This window comes from Paracoccus sp. J39 (genome assembly GCF_000518925.1).
Lineage (GTDB): Bacteria > Pseudomonadota > Alphaproteobacteria > Rhodobacterales > Rhodobacteraceae > Paracoccus.
In genome coordinates, this window is sequence record NZ_JAEN01000013.1 from 82,568 (window position 1) to 104,818 (window position 22,251).

At 69.3% G+C, this 22,251-nt stretch carries 14 protein-coding genes; 5 read left to right on the forward strand and 9 right to left on the reverse strand.

The genetic code is table 11. From position 1 onward, the window contains the following. Nucleotides 1-34: 34 nt before the first annotated feature. From L632_RS0113980 to L632_RS0114015, 8 genes are all read right to left on the reverse strand, one after another. On the reverse strand, nucleotides 35-535 hold the full coding sequence (locus L632_RS0113980; protein WP_028713604.1) for an acetone carboxylase subunit gamma: 501 nt from the start codon (nucleotides 533-535) through the stop codon (nucleotides 35-37). A 66-nt stretch (nucleotides 536-601) separates the two neighbouring features. After that, complete coding sequence (locus L632_RS0113985) at nucleotides 602-2,917, reverse strand: hydantoinase B/oxoprolinase family protein (RefSeq protein ID WP_028713605.1); 2,316 nt, start codon at nucleotides 2,915-2,917, stop codon at nucleotides 602-604. 20 nt (nucleotides 2,918-2,937) lie between these two features. Then, complete coding sequence (locus tag L632_RS0113990) at nucleotides 2,938-5,085, reverse strand: hydantoinase/oxoprolinase family protein (protein WP_028713606.1); 2,148 nt, start codon at nucleotides 5,083-5,085, stop codon at nucleotides 2,938-2,940. 147 nt (nucleotides 5,086-5,232) lie between these two features. Next, nucleotides 5,233-7,062, reverse strand: coding sequence for a sigma-54-dependent Fis family transcriptional regulator (locus L632_RS0113995; protein ID WP_028717007.1), 1,830 nt, complete (start codon nucleotides 7,060-7,062; stop codon nucleotides 5,233-5,235). A gap of 176 nt (nucleotides 7,063-7,238) precedes the next feature. Continuing rightward, nucleotides 7,239-9,194: a trypsin-like peptidase domain-containing protein gene (locus tag L632_RS22735; protein WP_051416278.1), complete on the reverse strand. Its 1,956-nt coding sequence runs from the start codon at nucleotides 9,192-9,194 to the stop codon at nucleotides 7,239-7,241. Then, on the reverse strand, nucleotides 9,191-12,442 hold the full coding sequence (locus tag L632_RS0114005; protein ID WP_028717008.1) for an AAA family ATPase: 3,252 nt from the start codon (nucleotides 12,440-12,442) through the stop codon (nucleotides 9,191-9,193). The genes L632_RS22735 and L632_RS0114005 overlap by 4 nt, the downstream gene beginning before the upstream one ends. Next, nucleotides 12,442-14,316, reverse strand: a complete 1,875-nt coding sequence (locus L632_RS0114010) for a serine protease (RefSeq protein ID WP_028717009.1) — start codon at nucleotides 14,314-14,316, stop codon at nucleotides 12,442-12,444. The genes L632_RS0114005 and L632_RS0114010 overlap by 1 nt, the downstream gene beginning before the upstream one ends. 10 nt (nucleotides 14,317-14,326) lie before the next feature. Continuing rightward, nucleotides 14,327-15,985: a S8 family serine peptidase gene (locus L632_RS0114015; protein ID WP_156933665.1), complete on the reverse strand. Its 1,659-nt coding sequence runs from the start codon at nucleotides 15,983-15,985 to the stop codon at nucleotides 14,327-14,329. A gap of 1,120 nt (nucleotides 15,986-17,105) precedes the next feature. Here L632_RS0114015 and napE point away from each other — a divergent pair. Genes napE through L632_RS0114040 form a run of 5 tightly spaced genes read left to right on the forward strand, consistent with a single transcriptional unit; the run spans nucleotide 17,106 to nucleotide 21,289 of the window. Beyond that, a complete protein-coding gene (gene napE, locus L632_RS0114020; protein WP_028713611.1) occupies nucleotides 17,106-17,285 on the forward strand; it encodes a periplasmic nitrate reductase, NapE protein in 180 nt (59 codons plus the stop codon). Between the two features lie 9 nt (nucleotides 17,286-17,294). Beyond that, complete coding sequence (locus L632_RS0114025) at nucleotides 17,295-17,624, forward strand: chaperone NapD (RefSeq protein ID WP_028713612.1); 330 nt, start codon at nucleotides 17,295-17,297, stop codon at nucleotides 17,622-17,624. Continuing rightward, nucleotides 17,621-20,116: a periplasmic nitrate reductase subunit alpha gene (napA, locus tag L632_RS0114030; protein WP_028717011.1), complete on the forward strand. Its 2,496-nt coding sequence runs from the start codon at nucleotides 17,621-17,623 to the stop codon at nucleotides 20,114-20,116. The genes L632_RS0114025 and napA overlap by 4 nt, the downstream gene beginning before the upstream one ends. After that, a complete protein-coding gene (locus tag L632_RS0114035) occupies nucleotides 20,089-20,574 on the forward strand; it encodes a nitrate reductase cytochrome c-type subunit (RefSeq protein WP_028713614.1) in 486 nt (161 codons plus the stop codon). Before napA ends, L632_RS0114035 begins: the two co-directional genes overlap by 28 nt. Nucleotide 20,575: 1 nt before the next feature. Beyond that, nucleotides 20,576-21,289: a cytochrome c3 family protein gene (locus L632_RS0114040; RefSeq protein WP_028713615.1), complete on the forward strand. Its 714-nt coding sequence runs from the start codon at nucleotides 20,576-20,578 to the stop codon at nucleotides 21,287-21,289. Between the two features lie 23 nt (nucleotides 21,290-21,312). Here L632_RS0114040 and L632_RS0114045 read toward each other — a convergent pair whose 3' ends face one another. Further along, a complete protein-coding gene (locus L632_RS0114045; RefSeq protein ID WP_028717012.1) occupies nucleotides 21,313-22,083 on the reverse strand; it encodes a hydroxypyruvate isomerase family protein in 771 nt (256 codons plus the stop codon). Nucleotides 22,084-22,251: the final 168 nt, after the last annotated feature.

Here is a 22,251-nt window from a genome sequence, read left to right on the forward strand (position 1 = left end):
GCGGCCGGGGACGGCCGCCCAAGGCGCGGCGCGCTCAGGCGCGCTCGGGGACGGGCAGGTCCAGCCAGTCCTTGTAGAAGGTCTCGATATCCGGCTCGAAGTCGTGAATGACCGGATACCAGGGCGTCGGCGCCTCGACGTCCAGCAGATCGCCGGAAAGCGGGCAGAAATATTCGCGGATCACCTGCCATTCCGGCGAGGGCGCCATCAGGCGGGGATAAAGCTCCTCCATCTTTTCGGCGGTCTCGCGCACGCGGATGCGGGCGTGCAGCTTCCAGTTCTGGTCCCATTCGCAGAAATCGTGGCCGGCCTGGCTGCGGATCATCCATTTCCGGTCCGACTTGCGCTGCACGATGTAAAGCTTGGGTCCCAGCGGCAGGATGATCGGGTCGTCCCAGTCCACCTGTTCCTGCAGGATCTCCAGGTAGATCTGGAAGCGTTCGCGGTCCTTGGGCGTGGACAGCATGGTGTGCAGCGTGTCGCGGTCGATCTTGCCGTCCACCAGGTCTTTAATCTTGGCTTTGGTATAGGCCATCTTTTCCTCCATTGGATGGGCCTGAAAGAACGGCTGCGCCCGAGGGGGCGGGCGCAGCCCCGGGCGTCATTCCTCGACGAATTGCACGGTCCGGACGTCCGGCAGTTCCGAGATGTCCATCGAGTATTCGCGCCCGTAGGACGGGATCGGCAGGTCGGCCTCCATCAGCCGCCAGTCGACCGGCAGGTCCCAGAAGCTGCGGAACTGCTGTTCGAAGCGCGGGCCGAGCTTGAAGGAGGCGGCATACATCTGCTGGACATGCACGCCGGCCTCCTTGGCCAGGATGCGCTGGCGTTCACCCGCCATCCATTCCTGCGTCGGCACCGATTCCTCCAGCCGCTGCTTGCGGATGGCGCGGCGCCGGGCCTCGGTCGCGGCGGCGTCCACGCCCTTCATGCCGTCGCCGGCGCCCTTCAGCACCACGCCATAGACGCTGTCAGCAAAGCGGGGCAGCAGATAGCCGCCGTTCACGTCGTCGGCCACCTTCTGCGGCTCGCGGTCCAAGGGATCGCCGAAGCCCGGCCCGCCGCGCATGTAGTTCAGATAGAGGTCGTAATCCTTGAACATCGCCTCGGTGGTGATGGCCTGCTTGTCGCGCTTGATCCGCGCATCGGGCAGCATCGCCTCCCAAGTCGGGTTCTCGGGGTCGGTGTCGCCGCCATGCGGGATGGCGCCGCCCTCGGCGATGATCTCCTGAAGCCGGGTGTCATGCGCCTCGAAGCGATAGCCCGAGGCCGCCGGATAGCCGCCCATCAGCCCCCAGTCCGAGCTGATATGACCGTTGCCCATGAAGAACATCGTCCAGTCCTTGGCGTTCCAGACCATGCGCAGGCTTTCGAACCCGCAGCCGCCGCGATACTTGCCGGCGCCGCCGGAGCTGGCCTTGATCTGCCGGCCCAGATAGACCAGCGGCTCGGCCAGCTCCCAGATCTCCATGTCGCCCATGTCGCCTTCGGGGTTCCAGACCGCGGCGGCATGGCTGATGCCGTCCATATGCGCGCTGGCGCCGACGCCGTTCGCCGCACATTCGAACGAGTTGACGGCATGGATCTCGTCATACTGGTTGAAGCCGCCGCCCTGCAGCCAGTTCGAGGTATTGGCGTTGCCGGCGTTCACCTCTTCCAGGTAGCCGCGGCCGAAATAGGCCCGGCTGAGACCCCGCCACAGCGCCGTCCAGGAACTGACCAGGAAGTGCCAGGAATAGCTGAAGGCGACGCGCCGGTCGTCCGGGTTCATCCAGGTGCCCTTGGGCAGGCGGAACTCGGTCCCGTAGGCGGCGCCGTCATTGATCATCTCGGTCGGGATCAGCGATTGCGTCATCATCACCCAGATGCCGCTGGTGAAGCTGACCTGATGGGCGTTGTAGGTGTGCCAGCCCCAGCGGCTTGATCCCTCGAAATCCAGCCGCCAGGTGCCGTCGCCGCGGATGGTGATTTCCGACGGGGTATGCATGATCGTGTCGACCTTGGCGAAGTCGGAGGGCACCCGCACGTCCTCATGCGCATAAGGCACGTCCACGAAGCCCACTTGCCGGTATTTGCCGGGGATAGTCATCGCCTTGATGCGGGCCTGCAGGCCGATGCGGCCGTGTTCGACCGATTCATAGGCGAATTTCCAATAGGCCTCGATGCCCTCGTCGGCGATCACCTCCTGCACCAGGTCGCGGATCATGTGGCAGCCGGCGACGCGGGTGCGCTCGTCCAGCATCCAGTAGCGGGTGGTGCGCACCATGCGCTGGCTTTCATGCAGCCAGTCGCGCTTCAGCTCGTCGTTCTCGCCGATCTTGCGGCAGGTGATAGAATAGCCGTCGCCGAAACGCTGCACCTGGCCCGTGGACATCGAGCCGGGGCCGACCGAGCCGGTGTCGATCACATGGGTCACGCCGCCGACCCAGCCGATCAGCTCGCCCTCGTGAAAGATCGGCACGATGGTGTGGATGTCGCAGGGATGGACATTGCCGATCAGGCTGTCGTTGTTGCAGAAGATGTCCTTGTCCTTGATGCCGGGGTTCTGCTCCCAGCCGTTCTCGATCATGTATTTGATCGCCGCGCCCATGGTGCCGACATGGATGATGATGCCGGTCGAGGTCAGGATGCTGTCGCCCGCCGCGTTGTAGAGGGTGAAGCAAAGCTCGCCCTCCTGCTCGACGATGGGCGAGGCGGCGATCTTCTTGGCGGTCTCGCGCGCGTCCACCACCCCGGCCCGCAGGCGGGAAAACAGCTTATTGTACTTGATCGGGTCGCTGTCGCGCAGCTCCAGCCGGTCGAGGCCGGCGTAATGTTTCGTCCGCTTGGTGGCCTCCATCAGCCGGTCACGGTGCTGCTTCAGCGTCTCGCCGCCGCGGACGATGCCGCGCGTCTCGACTTTGGATTGCATGTTCATGATGTTTCCTCCCCGGGAAATCAGACTTCTTTCAGGTGGAACAGGCGGTGACCGTCCAGCCAGGTCTCGAACCCGCCCGGCACCACGAAGGTCGTCGCGTCGGATTCGATCACGGCGGGGCCGGTGATGCGGTTGCCGGGCTGCAGCGCCTCCATCCGGTAAAGCTGGGCATCCACCCATTTCTTGTGCCGGTAGAACTTGCGCGTGCCGAGCTTGGCCTCCTCGGGCGGGGTCGGGCCGGCCTCGGGCTCTTTCGGGATCTTCGGCTTCGGGATCGGCACCGTGCCGCGCATGATCGCGCCGGTCACCGAATAGCCCAGCTCGGGCGAGCGCGCCGAGGCGGCATACACCCGGCCATAGGTGTCGTTGAAGGCATCGACCAGCTTGTCCCAGTCCTCGGCGGAATGCGCCTCGGTGATCGGGCTTTCGATCTCCAGGTCGTTCAACTGGCCGCGATACTGCATGCGGAAGCCCGGTTGCAGCTTGACCCGGTCGGGGCTGTAGCCGTTGATCTCGAACTCTTCCAGCACCCGCTCGCGCAGCTCCTCCCAGGCGGCTTGCAGGGTCTTGGCCTGGTTGGCCTTCAGATCGGCGCTTGCGTCGCTGGCGATGTTGATGTCCAGCGACTTGTCATAGCGGTATTCGAAATCCGCCGCCGCGCAGCCGAAGGCGGAAAAGCCCGCCGCCCAGGCCGGCACGATCACGTCCTCGAAGCCCAGCCCCTCGGTATAGCCGTAGGTATGGACCGGACCGGCGCCGCCATAGCTGAAGCAGACGAAGTTGCCCGGCGTCGAGCCCTTGCCCGAGATCATCGAGCGCAGATAGTCGCGCAGGTCGCTGTCCAGAAGCTCGATCACGCCCGCCGCCGCATCCTCGACCGTCAGGCCCAGTGGGTCGGCGATCTGCTCTTTCATCGCGTTCCAGGCGCGCTCGCGGTCCAGCTTGACCTGCCCGCCCAGGAAATTGTCGGGGTTCAGATAGCCCAGGATGACGTGGCAATCCGAGATGGTCACGGTCTCGATCCCCGACTCGGCCCAGCAGACCCCGACCCGATAGCCGGCACTGTCCGGTCCCAGCTTGATCGCCTTGGTATAGGGATCCAGCCGGATGAACGAACCGGCGCCCGCGCCGACCGAATCCATCGCCACCAGCGGCAGCGACAGCACCAGCCGCGCCATGTCGGGGTCGTTGCGGATCGTCAGCTCGTTCTGGGTGATCAGCGCCACGTCGAAGGAGGTGCCGCCGATATCCGAACAGGCGATGTTGGAATAGCCCAGCACCTCGCCCAGGTATTTCGCCCCGATCACCCCGCCGATGGGGCCCGAGACGATGGTGCGCGCCAGTTCCTTGGCCTTCCAGCTGATGGTGCCGCCATGCGTCGCCATGACCCGGAAGTCGAATTTCGAGCCGTTCTCCTTGAAGGCCGAGGTGATCTTGTTCAGCGTCTGGCGCGAGGGCTCGGCGGCATAGGCTTCCAGGATCGTGGTGTTGGTGCGGTGGGTTTCCTTGCGCACCGGGTAATAGTCGGTCGAGGCGAAGACCGGGATCGCCTTGCCGGATTTCTGGATCTCCTCCAGCACGATGTCGCGCACCCGGCGTTCATGGCCGGGATTGCGATAGCTGTGCAGAAGCGAGATCACGATGCCCTCGACATCCTGGGCGATCAGGTCGCGGGCGGCCTGGCGGGCGGTGTCCTCGCGCAGCGGGATCACTACGGTGCCGGACATGTCCACCCGTTCCATCACGCCGCGCGTCAGGTGGCGCGGCACCAGCGGCTCGTCGTAGTAATGCGTGTTCAGGTGGATGCGGTCCTCGTAGGCGAAGCCCAGATAGGCCTGGATGGCGCGGCCCATGCGGTGGAAATCCTCCATCCCCGCATTGACGATCAGCCCGCAGCGCAAGCCCTTGCGCTGCACCACGCGGTTCAGCATGGCGGTGCCGGAATAGACGCCGGTCTGGATTTCGGACAGCGCCTCCTCCAGCGTCAGGCCCCAATGTTCCAGCCCCTCCCTGGAACTGGCGATCAGGCCGAGCGCCTCGTTCTGCGGCGTCGATTGCGCCTTGCCGACGACGAAGTCGCCCTCGGCATCGACGAAGAACGTGTCGGTCATGGTGCCGCCGGCATCGATGCCCAGCACCTGCACCTTGCGATTGTTGGATTTGTCCAATGGCACGGTTTTCTCCTCCCATTGCGCCACCCTCCCGTGGCGTAGGGTCAGGATGTCGTGCCGGGGGGCGGCCGTGTTGTCCGGTTTTCGGACGGTCCGTCGGACATGCTGCGGACGCCTTGCCGCGTCCGCGAAACCGGCGCCGGCTCAGTCGCGGCGCGGGCGCGGGATGCCGTATTGGTCCAGTTTCAGATACAGCGTCGAACGCGCGATTCCCAGCCGCCGCGCCACCTCGGTCATGTTGCCGCCCGCCTCGGCGACGGCGGCGGCGATCTCGGCCCGCTCGCGGTCGCGCAGCGTCTCTTCGCGGCGGGGACCGGCGGGCCGGGCCAGATGCGCGGGAAGATCGGACCGATCGACCAGCCCGCTGAGCGAGGTCGCACCCAGCGATTCCATGAGGTTGCGCAATTCGCGCAGATTGCCGGGCCAGTCATGCGCCTGCAGTTGCCGCATCGCCGCCGGGGTGAAGCGCAGCGCCTTGCCGCGGCGGCGCTGCGGATAGGCCTGGGCAAAGCGGCGGATCAGCCCGGGCAGGTCGTCGCGCCGCTCGGCCAGGCCCGGCAGGCGCAGGGTGGCGGCGGCCAGCCGGAAATACAGGTCGCCGCGCAGATCGCCCTGCGCCATCCGCTCGGCAAGGCCGACCGAGGACAGCGACAGGATCTGCGGCGGCACCGGCGCGGCGCGGGCCAGCCGGGCCAGCGCCTGCACCAGCAGCGGCTGCGCCTGGCGCGGCGTCTGGGCCGGCTCGTCCAGGCACAGCGTGCCGCCGGCCTCGGCCAGCCGCGCCAGCCGCGCATCGATCAGGTCGCCGCGCAGCGTCTCGGGGTCCAGCAGGCTGCAATCGAGGAACTCCAGCGGCTGGCCGGACAGCGGCCCGGCCAGATGCAGCGCCCGGGCCAGAGTCTCCTTGCCCGCGCCGACCGGCCCCTCGATCAGCAGCGGCACGCCGCTTTCCAGATATTTCCGCGCGGCGGCGCAGATCGGCGCCATGGCCGCGCCGCTTTGCGCGATCTGCGCCAGGCTCACCGCCGGGTCCGGGGCCGGCCGGCCCCGCGCACCGGGGCGCTGCAGCGTGACCATCACCCCCAGCATGTCGCCGCGCTCGACCAGCACGTCCACATCGGCATGGGGCAGGACCTGCCGCAGCCGCGCGGCCAGATTGCCCGGATCGCCCTGATGCGCGTCGGGCGGCAGCGGCAGGGCCGCTCCGGCCTCGTCGCCCCAGGCCCGGCCGGCGGCCGAGCGGAAATCGGCGCTGGACCAGACCGGCTGGCCGAAGCGGTCCAGCACCATGATCTCGTCGCCGCGCTGGCCGCGGCGTTCGGCCAGCAGCCGCTCGATCAGCCGGCGGTGTTCCTGCAGCCCGGCATTGCGGATCGCCTCCTCGATCTGCATGGCCAGCGTGACCGAGAAGGCCGCGACCTGCCCGAAGGACTGCCCCGAGGGCCCCGAGATGTCGATGGCGCCCAGAAGCGCGCCGTTGAACGGGTCGCGGATCGGCGCGGCGGCGCAGGACCAGCGCTGGATCGCCTCGCAGAAATGCTCGACGCCCGAGATGGTGACCGGCTTGGCCAGGTGCAGCGCCGTGCCGATGGCGTTGGTGCCGATGGCGTCCTCGTCCCAATGGCCGCCGGGATGCAGGTGGTTTTCCTGGCCGCGCGACAGGATGCGGGCATCGCCCTCGGCCTCCATCACCACGCCGCCGCGGTCGCAAAGCAGCAGCATCATCCCGGCATCGTTCAGCATGTAGCCGGCGCGGCGGATCGCGGTCTGCGCCGCCGAGCGCAGGCGCTGGTTGCGGTTGCGGATGGCGCGCAATTCGTCCTGGGCGACGCTGGGCGCGCGCTTGAGGGTCTCGATCTCTTTCCGCCCCCTGGACCTGACCCAGGATCTGAGCACGACCTCCCGAATGCTGGGGGGCACGCTCCCCAGCGCGCGGAATCGCTCCCAGTCCTCCTTCTGGATGCTTTCCGGCATATGCTGCGCCCTGTGTTGAGGCTGGGCGATAGTAAGGGGCCGGCCCCAGCCGGTGTCAAGAAAAAGCCGGATCGGCCCCGGCCGGCGCGGGCCGCCGGCGCAATCCGCCGAAACCCTGCGAAGGATGAAGCGGCGGCAAAGCCCGGCCGCCGCCGTCGGGCGCGTGGCGCGGGGGCTTACAGCACGATGTCGTCCAGGCTCTGCAGTTCGATCACGCTGCGCGGCGGCCGGCCGGGGGCGCCGCCCCTTTCCACCAGCGCGGCCAACGGGTCGGCCGCCTTCAGCGCGCCGAAATCGAAGCCGCTGATGCGCTCGAGGTCGCACAGGCGCAGCTGGAACGTGCGGTAGCTGGCGAAGTCGAAGCCCTCGACCGATTCGATCACCTTCTGCTCTTGCAGCAGCCGCTGGATCAGATCGGCCTGGCTGAGCAGATAGGCGCTGGCGCTGAGGCCCAGCTCGCCGCCGCTGCCCTCGATCTCGGCCAGCATGACGACGACCTTGAAGTAGCGCATGGGAATGCCTGCGGCCGCCCCCTCGGGCCGGGGATCGTCCTCGTGCAGGATCGGGCCGTGGAACAGGACGCAGCGGAAGCCATGCGTGCGCGGGCTGGTCAGGACGTGGTCCTCGATCCCGGTCCAAAGCGCGTTGTCCGGCCCCAGCCCCAGATGCCAGGGACAGGCGACGGGGCAATGGAAACCGTCGGCAAAGGCAAGGGCCGCGGTTTCCTCGTCATCGCCCCAGGCCATTGCCGCCGGCCGGACCAGGGGAACCGCGACGACCGCCGGATCGCCCTGGTCCGTGGCGCCGGCCTGCAGGTCGGCGGCGATGCGGCCGTCCCTGCGCCAGCCCTGCGGGTGGCGCTTTTGCGGGCGCCGCTTGCGGGCATCGATATTCGCCGCCGCCAGCAGCGGCAGCCGGCGCGCCACCGAGAACAGGATGCCGAAATTCTGGTATTTCAGCTCATGCGGGCGCTCGGCGCTGGCATCCGAGGGAACCGCCAGCGGCAGAGGAACCGGATGGGTCTGCAGGAAATCCGGGTCATACCCCGGCCGCCCGGCCAGAGAGGCCGCGGCGGGCGGCGGATCGAGCGGCGAAACGACCACGGTGGACGTGCGGCTCGTCCCCTGCGGGATGCTGTCGAGCACCGCCCGGATCGTCGAGGCGCGCACGGCGGAATTGCCGATGCCGAAGCGCCCGGCGAAATGCAGGCCGACCACCTTGCCGCTGCAGAGCGATATCACCGGGCTGCCGGAATTCCCGCCCAGGGTCGTGCAGTCGTGGCGCAGGATCTGCGGGCCCTCGGCCGCCATCAGATAGCCCGGCGAAAAGCGTTTCACGTCGTAGATGCCGGTAAAATACCGCTCCATCAGCGTCGGATCGTTGCGCAGGGAATCGCGGGCCGGATAGCCGACGACGGCGACCAGCTCGTCCTTGGCGATGTCCTCCTCGGCCAGCGTCAGCGGCTGTAGGGCCAGCGGTGATCCGGCCGGCGGGCAGGCAATGCGGCCGATGGCGATATCGGCGGCGATGTCGTCGGCAAGATAGACGAAGCGGTCGATGGCCAGCACCGTCCGGGGATCGGGGTCCAGGCCCAGCTCTTCGGCGAAATCCACGGCGGCGCCGTATTGGACATTGCCCGGGGCGAACATGTAGACGGCATCGCCGCGCGCGGTGCGCCGCGCCACCAGCCGGGCGACATGGCGGTTGGTGACGACCAGAAGGTGATCGTCGCGCCTCTGCACCACCCAGGCGGTGCCGCCCCAGCTCTGGTCGTGGTTCAGGAACTCGACCCTGCCGACCGAGCCCAGCAGCGGCTCGACCGCGGTGATCCGGCCGTCGATATCGGCGGGGAAATCCGCGCCCAGCTTGTGCTTGCCCTGGACGGCGCCCTGCACCACCATCAGCGGCGGCCGGCCGAGCGCGCGGACGATCGCCTCGAGCTGCGAGGGCTGCGAGCCGACCGATTCAAGCTGCGTCGGCTGCGTCGAAAGCAGCTCGCGCGCGCGGTCCGGGGTCAGGCCCAGCTCGCGCAGGATCGGCGGATCGTCGTCCACCAGGACGCGGGCGCGGTCGATGGCGCCGCTGCCCGAGAGCCGTTCCAGCCGGCCCAGGCTTTCCTGTTCATGGTTCATCCTGCCTGCCCTCCTGATCGTAAAGCCTGGGTGATGATGCCGCCGCCCTGTTCCAGGACCGGCAGCCAGTGGCCGTCGCTGCCGTCGCGCCGGCTCAGCACCGCGAGCGGGGCTTGCTGGACCGGAATAATCCCGGCGCGCTGCACCAGCGCCAGCCGCTCGTCCAGCCCGGCGCCGGGCGGCAGATCGGCCGCGATCCCGGCCAGCGCGGCGCGCAGCGGCGGCGAATCCGCCGGCGGCGGCCGGTCGGGCGACGCCTGCCAGATGTGAAAGGCGCGCCGCGCCGCCTCCGTGGCGTCGGGCCGGGCCAGAAGCCGCAGCGCGCGCTCTTGCGCCAGCGGGTCGATCCGCGCCTCGCAGGCCCAGCCGGCCGGCCGGTTCCGGCCATAGCCCCACAGGCCCAGCGTCGCCTGCTGCCAGCGCGCCGCGGCGCGGGCCAGCACCAGCAGGTCGGGCGCCGGCACCAGGGACGACACCCCGCCGGCGAATTCCGCGACCAGCCCCATGGCCTGGATCAGCGCCAGCGCCTCGCGCCCGCCCGAGGCCAGCCGCGCCTGCGCGGTATCCAGCCCGGACAGCCCCGGCATCAGCAGCGCCGACAATTCGCCCAGACGCGGGCCCAGGCTTTCGGCCGCCTGCGGAACCCGCGCCGCGCCGGCATCGGCCAGCGTGTCGATCAGGGCGCGGATCGGCTGGCCGTAGGGATTGACCGGCGCCATCGCCAGCGCCGCGCCGCAGGCATCCATCTCGCGCGGGTCCTGCCCGGCGGGGGCAAGTTCCAGGCCGAAACCGGCCCGCAGCGCCTGCGCCCGCGCATGCAGCGCCAGGGCGGCATGGGGCGGGGCCTCGGGCAGCCAGCGCGCGACGGCGCCGGCGGCCTCGTTCTCGCCGGAAAGCCCCGGGCCGCGCGCGCAGAGCATGGCGAATTCCAGCGCCGCCGCGCGCAGGCCGCCGCGCCCGATCTGCCCCAGCGCGCGGCCGGCCAGCGCCAGGAAATCGTCCTGCCGCAGCCGCGCGCAAAGCTCGTCAAAGCGGAACTCGGCCCAGATTTCCAGCAGCACCAGCCCGGTCAGCCCCACGTCGTCGTGCAGCGCCCCTTCCAGCGCCGCCATGTCGAGGCAGGGCTGAAGCCGGCGGACGATCCCCCATTGCCCGGTCCGCCACTGATGCGCCAGCAGCAGCAGCCCGGTCGGGCCGTCAGCGGGAAAGGGTCGGCGGAACCGCTGCCGGACCAGGAAGGAGGCCTCGCGCAGCGCCCCGGCTTCAAGCATGTTGCGCAGGTCGGTCAGGTCGCCGGCGTTTTCGGGCTGTCCCTCGGCCGGCGGGTCGATGCGCATCAGCCGGGCGCTGCCGGGCGCGACCTGCAGCCAGGCCATGCCGGCGCGGTCGGGGCGGCGGCGGGGACGGGCGGCGCCTGGCGGGCGCGGGGCCGGATCGGCGCGGCGGCGCGGCGGCGCGGTCCCGCGCGCCCGTTCGCCGCGCGCGCGCACCACCGCGTCGCGCGCCGGGGGCGGCAGGTCATCGAACAGCCGGCCGGTAAGGCGCAGCGCCAGCGCGGCATCGATCCCGGGCATGGGCTCCCCGGCCCGGGTCAGCTGCAGCAGGTGATACAGCCTCAGGGCCGGATCGCGCCCGTCGTGATGGGCGGCGGCGCGGCGGTTGATCTCGGCCGCGCCTTGCGGGTTTTCGGCATAGGTCAGCTCGAGAAACTCGGCCCGCAGCTCGTCGCGATGCACCAGCCCGCCCGCCGGATCGCGCCGGACCAGCCAGGACTGCGCCGCCAGCGTCTCCAGCAGCGCCTCGGCCTCGGCTGGGCTCAGCACCTGCCCCAGCGCGGGCGCCACGATGCCGGTCAGGGCCTCGGCATCCAGGCAGGGCAGGATCAGCCCTTCCGAGGCGATGCGGCGGATGTCGGCGGGCACGCGCGACAGGATGGCGCGATACAGATAGCCGTTGGTGGATTGCCGGATCTGCTCTTCCCCCAGCGAACCGCCGCTTTCCTGGACCGCGCGCGTGACCAGCAGCAGGCGCAGGGGGTTGCCCTGCGACAGCCGGGCGATGCGGCGGCGCAGCCCCGGCTGCACGCCGCGCCGTTCCAGGATCGCCTGGATCACCTGATTTTCCAGCCCCTCCAGCGGGATGAGCGCCCGGAGCCGCGGGTGATCCTCGCCGAAGATGCTGCCGCGCCCGGCCGAGATGAGGTTGATCGGGATGCTGCCCGGCGCGGCGAAGCGGTCCAGCTCTTCGAGCAGCCGCCCGACGAAGGTTTCGCCATGGCCGTGCAGCACCTCCAGCGTGTCCAGCAGGAACAGCAGCCGCCGGCCCCGGCCCGCGACCAGTTCGATCATCTGGTGCAGATGCTCGAAGGGCGCCACGGTTTCGGCAGTGTTGGCGCCGATCGAGGTGCGCCGCTCGGCCTCGCGCAGGCGCTGGTCCTGCAAGGCGGCGGCGGCTTCGGGAATGGCGGTGCCGATCTGGCGCGAGATTTCGTCGAAGACCGCCGCGGTGTCGCCGGTCTGCAGCGAGGAGCGGTCGAAATCCAGCCGGATCAGCACCATGTCCGGCAGGTCGCGGCATTCGCGGATCACCTGTTCGAGCAGGAAGGTCTTGCCCAGCCCCGGCAGCCCCTGGATATGGACGGTCCGCAGCGGAGGCGCCCGCTGCGGGGCGGCGAGCGCCGCGCGGATGCGGGCGATTTCCTCGGCCCGGCCCAGGATGCCCTGTTCCAGCAGCGCATCGGTCAGCGCGGCGCCGCGCAGCCGGTCCAGCAGGCTGCCAAGGCCCGCCAGAAGCGGATGGCCCGGCGCCCCCGGCCCCGCCTGTTCCAGAACAGCCACTAGCCCGGCCAGCTCCTCGGCGGCGACCGGCTCCAGCCCGTCGATCAGCCGGCGCAGCCGGTCGGGCGCAAAACCGTCCCGGCCTTGCAACGCCCGGACGATGGGCGTGTCGGGCAGGTCGCCCGACAGGTCTGCGGCCGGATCTCGGGCCGGGGCGGCGGCCTCGAGCGACTTGTGCCGCGGCAAGAGCCGCATCCGCCACAGCGCGCCGCCCTTTTCCGGGGCGGCGCCGGCTTCCTCGGTGCAGGCCTCGCGTAGCGCCGACATCAGCTGGCCGCGCAGCTGCAGGTCGATGCGCTCCTCGCCCCGCAGCACCTCTTGCAGCAGCAGGCGCGGGGAAAAGCTGTCGCTCAGGGCAGCGCGGAGAAACAATCTGTCGCGCAGCTGGCGGTATCGGTCCGGCATCGCCATCAGCGCATCCCCATCCGTTTCCTGACGCAGCTCTGCAGGCGCCTGGTCGCCCGCCGCATGTGGTCGAAATCATAGATGCCGGGATGCAGCTGCGGCAGGCCATGCGTGACCTGCCGCACCATGTCCTCGGCCAGCATCGGGTCCAGCGCCTCCTCGCCCGTCAGGTCGCGCAGCATCGCGGCCAGCGTCACGGCGATGTCGGCATCGGTAAAGCGGCCCAGCGGATCGACCAGCAGCCCCGGCCGCCGGGCGGTCAGCGCCTCTTCGGCGTTCTGGAAGCGCAGCGGGGCCAGGGCATATTGCTCGAATCCGGCCAGGATCAGGCGCAGGTTGCGATGGGCGACCAGCCATTCGACCAGATGCTCGAACTCGGCCAGCACCGGCTCGGCCAGCTCGCCGCCGGGGGGCGTTTCCAGGAAGAACCAGAAGATGCGGTCCTCGGCCTCGGCGCGGCGCTGCAGCTCCTGGGCCAGGCGCTGCGCGCGGTCGCGCTGTTCGGCGACGCGGCTGGTCTCATGGCCGCGCACCCCGGCATGGGCCTCGGCGGCGGGGCGGTCCAGCGCCATCCGCGCCAGCCCGTCGAGCAGGTTTTCGGTCGAAAGCGCGGTCGGGACGCGCCAGAGCACATCGCGCACCATGGCCTGCGCGGCGGGCCGCTGGCTGGCCAGAAAGGCGCGCAGCATGTCGAAGCTGAAGCCCAGCCCGGTCGCCCGGCTGGTGTCGAGCCGGCGGATCCACAGCCCGCGCAGCAGCGAATCCGGCTGTTCGACCATCGCCGCCAGCCCGGCGAAGAACTGCTGGCGGCCGATGATGATCGGCCCGTCCAGATTGCCGTCCAGCGACCACAGATAGCGCGGCGGGCAATCCTGCCGGATCGCGTCCAGAAAGGCCGGCTCGGCCGCGAACTGGCTGTGCGGCACCAGCCGGCCCCGGCCCCCGGTCCGGCCCTGATGCAGCCCGATGAAGCGCAGGTCGGTATCGAAGCCCGGGCCGCCGGAGGAACCCGGCTCGGTGGCGATGTCGTGCTGCAGGCGGATGTCGTCCTTGCGGCGCAGCACCCGGCCCGAGACGAAGCCCCGCGCCTTGCCGCGCGGATAATGCACCAGCGCCAGCATCCTGGGGCCGGTCCATTCGACGGGCTGCGGGGGCAGCTCGATATGGCCGTAGCTGTGCCCCAGCGGCAGCAGCACCCGCAGCAGCGCCACGTCGCGGTGGCTGGCCGCCTCGGCAGGCGGCGGCAGGCCGCCGTCGTGCTCGCAGGCATGGACCGGCGAATGCCAGACCAGCCGGGCGGGATAGCGCCTGCCATCCGAGGCGAGGATGCGGATCTGATGCAGGTGAGGGCCCGCCGCCGGCACGGCTGCCGGATCGGCGCCGGGAAGGGCCGGCTGCGGTTGCCGGGCGCAGATGAGCTCCTCGATCACATGGGCCGCGGTCAGCACCAGCCGGGCCGAGACGAAAGCGCCCGACCCCATCACCCGCCGGTCCAGCAGGATGCGGCAGCGGAATTGCCGGGCCCGGGTGGCAAAGGCCGCCAGCGGGTCGAAGGGAAAATCGTTTGGCTCCGGTTCGGGGATCGCGCTTTCGGCGCCCCGCCGGCGCCGCACCGCATCCCAGATCGGCGCATTGGGCTGCAGGGGGCGCAATTCGATGCCGCGCGCGCCCAGAAAGGCGATGAAGCTGCCGCTGGTGCCGCTGTCGTTCAGCACGGCGGCAAGGACATCGGCCAGGTCGTCGCCCTCTTCGGCGGCCTCGCGCAGCCCGTCCAGATTCACCGGCCGGTCGGGATCGGGGAACAGGAAGGCCAGCGCCTCTTCCACGGTGGCGGCATGGGCGCCCAGCACGGCGCGGATGCGGTTGGCCGTGACCGCCATCGCCGCCCCGTCACAGGCCGACCGCGGCGCGCAGGGCGGGGGCGTCGCGCAGGACCCGGGCCAGGGCCTCGGTGGGCTGGTCCGCGCCGGCCACGGCCGGAGGCATGGCTGCGGGGACACCGGGGGCTTCGGTCCCGGCCACGGCCTCGGCCAGCGTTTCCAGCGCCCTTTGCCGGGCCGCCGCGCGATAGCTCAGCCAGATCAGCTCGGGCGCCAGGTCCGCCATGGCGGGGTCGACCTCGCCCAGGATGCCTTCGTCGATGCCGGCAAGATGCATCTGCAGGATGTCGAGCGTCGGGGCCGCATCCGGCGGCGGCGCCGGCGGTGCCTCGGTCGCGGCCGGCAGCGCGGCGCCAAGCGCCCGGGCGGCGTTGATGACCCCCGCCCCCAGCCGCTGCGAACCGTTCCAGACCGGCGGCGGCGTCATGCCCTGCGTCGCGCAATGCACCCACATCGCCTGCACCGTGGTGCCGCGCTGCCGCGCCGCCTGCTGCAGCTTGGCCCGCCCGCCATGCCTTGCCACCCACAGCGCCGCCACCCCGGCGCTGATCGAGGTCGCCAGCGTCGTGCCCTGGCTGGCGCGGATGCCGGCATCGCTGTCGCCGGCGCGGTTCTTCGCCGCCCCCCAGACATGCTCGCCGAAGGCCGAGAAGGTCACCTGCGGGCCCCTGCCGGTCTTGGCCCAGGGCCGCAGGTCGGGTTGCAGCGCCGCCACCGCGGTGCAGATGCCCAGCGGCGCATAGGCGGCCGGGAACACCACCAGAGGCCAGCAATTGCCCGCGGCGCAGACGATGACCACGCCCTGCGCCACGGCGCGGCGCAGGGCCGCCTCGGTGCTGGCGACGCGCGTCGGGCCGCCCAGGGCCATGGCGATGACGTCCGCCCCCTGCGCGACGGCATGGTCGATGGCCGCGGCGATCTGGCGCTGGCTGAAATCCACCACCGACCGGATGGTGCGCAGCGGCATGATCCTGGCCTCGGGCGCGGTGCCGGTGATGCCGCCGGGCTTCTGCGTCTCGCCCGCCGCATTGGCCGAGCCGCGCGAGGCGATCACCGACATGACCAGCGTGCCATGGCCCGGCTGCATCAGCGGCCCGGTCGAGAAACGGTCGCGGGCATCGGTGCCGCCCTCGACGAAATTGCGCTCGGCCCGCAGGTCCAGGACATCGGCCAGCTCGTTATGGCTGCTGTAGCCGGTATCGATGACCGCCACCGTCGCCCCCTGCCCCCGCGTCGTCTGCCAGGCGCCGATGGTGTCGATCAGCGGGTGATGCCAGCCCCAGGGGCGGCTGCTGTCGGGCCTGGTCGCGCAGAGCCCGGCCAGGCTTTCCTGTTCGGCGCCCAGATGGGCCGAGCCGTAAAGGCTGTCGGGCAGGACCGGATTGGCCTCGGCCGCGCCGACGGCGGCGCGCAGCTCGCGGGCGAAGGCGAAGATCTCGCGCTCTTGCCCATGCGGGTCGATCCGGGGGAAATCCACGAAGAAATAGCGGTCGGCCTCGGCGTCGAAGACCGGCTCGACCGACAGTTCGGCATCCGGCAGGGTGGCGGCCACCCGGGTCCGCACCGCCTCTGCCGGCTGCTCGGCGGCATAAACCAGTTCGACGGTCAGCGGGTCCACCCCCTCGACCGGAATGCCCTGACGCAGGGCCATGAAAGACGCCATCACCATGTCCACCTCCTCCTGCCGCCGCCCCGGCCTGCCGCGGGAATCGCGGGGCCGGTCCGGCGGCGGCGGCGTGCGCCCCGAATGCCGGATCGCCCGGCGCGGAAGGCCGATTGCGAATTGCCGCCGCGGTTGAAAGCGGCGCGAAAAACCAGCGCATTATCCGGGATACCGCCGATGCAGCGGCCTTGGCCGGGCATTTTCAATCCCGGCCGGACTTCGGTCCATGTCGGGCTGTCTGAAAAAACCCGGACATTCTGGCAATCGCGAAACGGTAATGCACACATCTCAGAGCTCATAAACGGGTGGGTCACTCTGATCTTCTTGAAAGTTAGCAGATTTTAATCACAGGTAAAGCGATTCGGCATGCAATGCGGCGAGGCGGGGATTCTGCGGCATCGGGTTTTCCCGGAGCCTGTGCATTTCTTGCCGGAATCCCCAGGCTGCGAAAGTTTTTGGAATGGGATTTTCCGAATCTTTTTGTTTTATTCGGGGCTGCGCGATGAATGCGCATCCGAAATTCCATTCGTTCGGGGTCGCCATGCCGGCCGGCGCGGTCTCGCGGGGTTGTGGCGGAGCCGGGCAGGATGAACGGCCCGCCGCAAAAGGTGGTCGTCAGAAACCCCGGGAAGCCCATCCGCTGGCAAAGGGGCGCTGGCTCCGGCCCGAGCGATTCCGGCTTGCCGGACTGGGGCAAGAGATGGCGCGCCCGGCCGGCATTGCGACGGATTGCGGCAAGATTGTGACGCTTCCTCTACCCAAGGATGTATCCGGCGGCGGATCTCGCACGGATGCAGATTTCCTCGGACCCGGCCGGTCAACGATTCGGCCTCCCGCGGCGGTGCGGTGCGCCGGCAAGCCGGGCGCCGCGCCGTCCTTCAGGCCCGCGCCCCGTCACGCGGCGGGCGCGCGGGGCGGCAGTCTTGCCGCATGATTTTGCTGGTCTTTCCCTCCCTGCCAGGCGGTGGCATCGCAGCGACAGGGCGGGCCGGGTTTCGCCGGGACGCCCGGCTGCCCGTAAATCGGGCAGGAACCTTTTTGACTCTTCACGGTTTTGTGGGAAGAATGAACCAAGGCGTCCACCGAAGCTTCCAGCGACGCGCCTGCACGCGAAGGTTGCCAGACCATGATCGATTCCGCCAAAGAAGCCGGTCATCCCCCGCAGCGCAAGCGGGACGAAATCCTTGCCTTCCTGATCCTCGCCGTGGTGATCTGGCCGATCCTGTCGGTGGCGATCGTCGGCGGCTACGGCTTCCTGGTCTGGATGTGGCAGATCATCTTCGGACCACCCGGACCCATACATTAGGGAAAGCCCATGCGCGAGCCAGACAGGACCCCCATCCAGCGACGCGACATTCTGACCGGAAAGCTGAAACAGGCAGAGCCGCGCTTCCTTCACATCTCCAGCGCCATCGTCACCACGCGGCCGGAACGGGCCCCTGACGTCGCCCGGCGCCTTGCCGCCCTGCCGGGGACCGAGGTGCACGCGGTCCAGGGCGCCAAGATCGTCCTGGTCCTTGAAGGCGGCTCGGTGGGCGAGATCGGCGGCCGGCTGGCCGAGATCTCGGTCATGGAGGACGTGTTCTCGGCCAATCTGGTTTTCGAACAGGTGCTGCCCGCCGATGAGAAGGAGGCGCTGGCATGAGCATTTCCAGACGCGACCTGCTCAAGGCGCAGGCGGCGGGGATCGCCGCGATGGCCGCCAATATCCCGCTTTCCGCCGATGCGCAGCCGGTGCCCGGCGGCGTCGAATCGCTGCAGATCACCTGGTCCAAGGCGCCCTGCCGCTTTTGCGGCACCGGCTGCGGCGTCATGGTCGGCGTCAAGGACGGCCGGGTGATCGCCACCCATGGCGACCTGCTGGCCGAGGTGAACCGGGGCCTGAACTGCGTCAAGGGCTATTTCCTGTCCAAAATCATGTATGGCCAGGACCGCCTGACCCAGCCGCTGCTGCGCAAGAAGGACGGCGTCTATGCCAAGGACGGCGAGCTCACCCCGGTCAGCTGGGAGGAAGCCTTCGACACCATGGCCGCCCAGGCGAAGCGGGTGCTGAAGGACAAGGGACCCACCGCCGTCGGCATGTTCGGTTCCGGCCAGTGGACCATCTTCGAGGGCTATGCCGCGACCAAGCTGATGCGGGCGGGGTTCCGGTCGAACAACCTCGACCCCAATGCGCGGCATTGCATGGCCTCGGCGGCCTATGCCTTCATGCGCACCTTCGGCATGGACGAGCCGATGGGCTGCTATGACGATTTCGAGGCGGCGGATGCCTTTGTCCTCTGGGGCTCGAACATGGCCGAGATGCATCCGATCCTGTGGACGCGGGTGGCGGACCGGCGGCTGGGCCATCCGCATGTGAAGGTGGCGGTGCTGTCCACCTTTACGCATCGCAGCTCGGACCTTGCGGACATTCCCATCGTCTTCAAGCCCGGCACCGACCTGGCGATCCTGAACTACATCGCCAATCACATCATCCAGACCGGCCGGGTGAACCGCGATTTCGTGGATCGCCACACCACCTTCGTCGCCGGCGCGACCGGCATCGGCTACGGGCTGCGCGACGACGACCCGCGCGAGATGGCCGCCCGCACGGCGGAAGATCCGGCGGCGACCACCCCCTCGACATTCGAGGAATTCGCCGAACTGGTCAGCGAATACACGCTGGAAAAGGTGTCCGAGCTGACCGGGGTCGAGCCGGGCTTCCTGGAGCAGCTGGCCGAGCTTTACGCCGATCCCGACCGCAAGGTCATGTCCTTGTGGACCATGGGCTTCAACCAGCATGTGCGGGGCGTCTGGGCCAACCAGATGGTCTATAACCTCCACCTGCTGACCGGAAAGATCTCGGAACCGGGCAACAGCCCGTTCTCGCTGACCGGCCAGCCCTCGGCCTGCGGCACGGCGCGCGAGGTGGGCACCTTCGCCCATCGCCTGCCCGCCGACATGACGGTGACCAATCCCGAACACCGCAAGCATGCCGAGGAGATCTGGCGCATCCCCGAAGGCGTGATCCCCGACAAGCCCGGGCTGCATGCGGTGGCCCAGGACCGGGCGCTGCATGACGGCACGCTGAACTTCTACTGGGTGCAGGTGAACAACAACCTGCAAGCTGCGCCCAACAACAGCGGCGAGACCTGGCCGGGCTATCGCAACCCGGAAAACTTCATCGTCGTCTCGGACGCCTATCCGACGGTGACGGCCATGGCCGCCGACCTGATCCTGCCCGCCGCCATGTGGGTCGAGAAGGAGGGCGCCTATGGCAATGCCGAGCGGCGCACCCATGTCTGGCACCAGCTGGTCGACGCGCCGGGCGAGGCGCGCTCGGACCTGTGGCAGATGATGGAGTTCTCGAAACGCTTCACCACCGACGAGGTCTGGCCCGAGGAGATCCTGGCCGCCAACCCGAACTATCGCGGCCAAAGCCTGTTCGACGTGCTGTTCCGCAACGGCAGCGTGGACCGCTTCGACATCTCGGAGCTGAATCCCGATTACGCCAACCAGGAGGCCAACCATTTCGGCTTCTACGTCCAGAAGGGCCTATTCGAGGAATATGCCGCCTTCGGCCGCGGCCATGGTCACGACCTTGCCCCCTATGACACCTACCACGAGGTGCGGGGCCTGCGCTGGCCGGTGGTGGATGGCAAGGAAACGCTGTGGCGCTATCGCGAGGGGCTGGACCCCTATGTCGAGCCGGGCGCGGGCGTGCAGTTCTATGGCAACCCGGACGGCAAGGCCAAGATCATCGCCGTGCCCTACGAGCCGCCGGCCGAGCCGCCCGACGAGGAATACAACATCTGGCTGGTGACCGGCCGGGTGCTGGAGCATTGGCATTCCGGCTCGATGACCATGCGCGTGCCCGAGCTTTACCGGGCCTTTCCCGGCGCGCGCTGCTTCATGCATCCCGAAGACGCCCGCGACATGGGCTTCAACCAGGGGGCCGAGGTGCGCATCGTCTCGCGCCGGGGCGAGATCCGCTCGCGCGTCGAGACACGCGGCAGGAACCGGATGCCGCGCGGCGTGATCTTCGTGCCGTGGTTCGACGCCAGCCAGCTGATCAACAAGGTCACGCTGGACGCCACCGATCCCATTTCCAAGCAGACGGATTTCAAGAAATGCGCGGTCAAGATCCTTTCCGTCTGATCCGGCCCGCCGCCATGGCCGGCCTCGTGCTGTTCGCGCTGGTCAGCGCCGCCCTGCCGCAGGCCGAGCCGGCGGTGCAGATCGTGCCGCCGCTGACCGGCTGGGCCGAGCCGATGACCGAAGGCCAGATCCCGCCGCTGGGCCGGCCGATCACCGACGACGTGCGCCGGATGCGCAACTATCCCGAACAGCCCCCGGTAATCCCGCATTCCATCGACGGCTACCAGCTGACGGTGAACACCAACCGCTGCATGGACTGCCACAAGCCGCAATTCACCGAGGGTTCGGGCGCGCCGATGATCAGCGTCACGCATTTCATGGACCGCGACGGTCAGATCCTGACCGACGTGACGCCCCGGCGCTATTTCTGCACCGCCTGCCATGTCCAGCAGACCGACGTGAAACCGCTGGTGCCGAACGCGTTCCGCGACGGCTACCAGAATGCCGGGGGCCCGTGACATGGGCTGGATCAGCAGGGTCATCCGCTGGGTCTGGGGCCGGGTCACCTGGTTCTGGCGGGTCATCAGCCGGCCCAGCAGCTTTCTCAGCATCGGCTTCCTGACGCTGGGCGGCTTCATCTGCGGCGTGGTCTTCTGGGGCGGCTTCAACACCGCGCTGGAGATCACCAATACCGAGAAATTCTGCACCAGCTGCCACGAGATGCGCGACAACGTCTATCAGGAGCTGATGCCGACGGTGCATTTCTCGAACCGCTCGGGGGTCAGGGCCAGCTGCCCCGACTGCCATGTCCCGCATGAATGGACCGACAAGATCGCCCGCAAGATGCAGGCCTCGAAAGAGGTCTGGGGCAAGATCTTCGGCACCATCAGCACGCGCGAGAAATTCCTGGAAAAGCGGCTGGAGCTGGCGAAGCACGAATGGGCGCGGCTCAAGGCCAACGACTCGCTGGAATGCCGCAACTGCCACGCGGCGGTGGCGATGGACTTCACCAAGCAGACCCGCCGCGCGGCCGAGATCCACGAGCGCTATCTGATCCCGGGCGAAAAGACCTGCATCGACTGCCACAAGGGCATCGCCCACCAGTTGCCCGACATGACCGGCATCGAGCCCGGCTGGCTGGAGCCCCCTGCCCTGCGCGACGACGACCAAGCCTGGCTGCACCAGGACGGCGAGGCGGTGCGGCGCTATCTCGCCACCGTCGAAACCCGCTAGCCGGCCCCGCGCCGGGCCGGGCGCTATGGCCGGACCAGCCGGCGCCGGTGAAGCCACGCCAGCGTCGGTTCGGTCGGCCCTTCCGGCCGGTATTCGGCGCCAAGGGGCCGCGTCCAGCCCAGATCCTCCAACACCGCGCAGACATGGCGGTAGTCAAGCTCGCCGTGATCCGGAGGGCCACGGTCGGGGACCGAAGCGATCTGCACATGGCCCAGGATGTCGCGATGCGCCCGCAGCCGGCGCGAGATGTCGCCCTCCATGATCTGCAGGTGGTAGCAGTCGAACATCAGCCGCAGGTTGTCGTGCCCGGCCGCCTCGATGATCCGCGCCGCCTGGTCCGAGCCGGTCAGGAAATAGCCGGGCGCGTCGCGGCGGTTCAGCGGCTCGATCAGGACGGTGATGCCCTGCCGCCGCGCCAGCCGGCAGGCATGGTCGAGATTGGCCAGGAAAACCTGCTGCGCCGCGTCGCCCTCGGCATTGCCCGCCATGACATGCACCGCGCCGCAGCCGATGGCGGCGGCATAGTCCAGCGTGCGCTCGATCTCGGCCCGGGCCTCGGCCTCGCGGCCCGGCAGGGCGGCAAGGCCGTTCTCGCCCGGGCGGCCGCGGCGGGTGTTCAGGCCCAGCATCGGCAGGCCGGTCTCGGCCAAAGCCGCGGCGACCTGTGCGGGCGGCACCTCCTGCGGCCAGTGGCATTCGACCGCGTCGAACCCGGCGCGATGCGCCGCACGGATCGCCTGCGGCAAGGGCAGGTCGGCCCAGAGAAGGCCCAGATTCGCCGAAAACCGTGTCATCCATTTCTCCTTGCGCCACGCCTGCCCGGCGCAGCAATCCCTCGGCCGCGGCGGCTGTCAACAGCCCCGCGCCGGCAGGCTCGTTTCATGCCCCGGCCCCTGCCGCAGCGGGAGCGCCTTGCCCCGGCAGGCAGGGGCCCGGCACGACCGGATCGTCGCAGCGTTCGG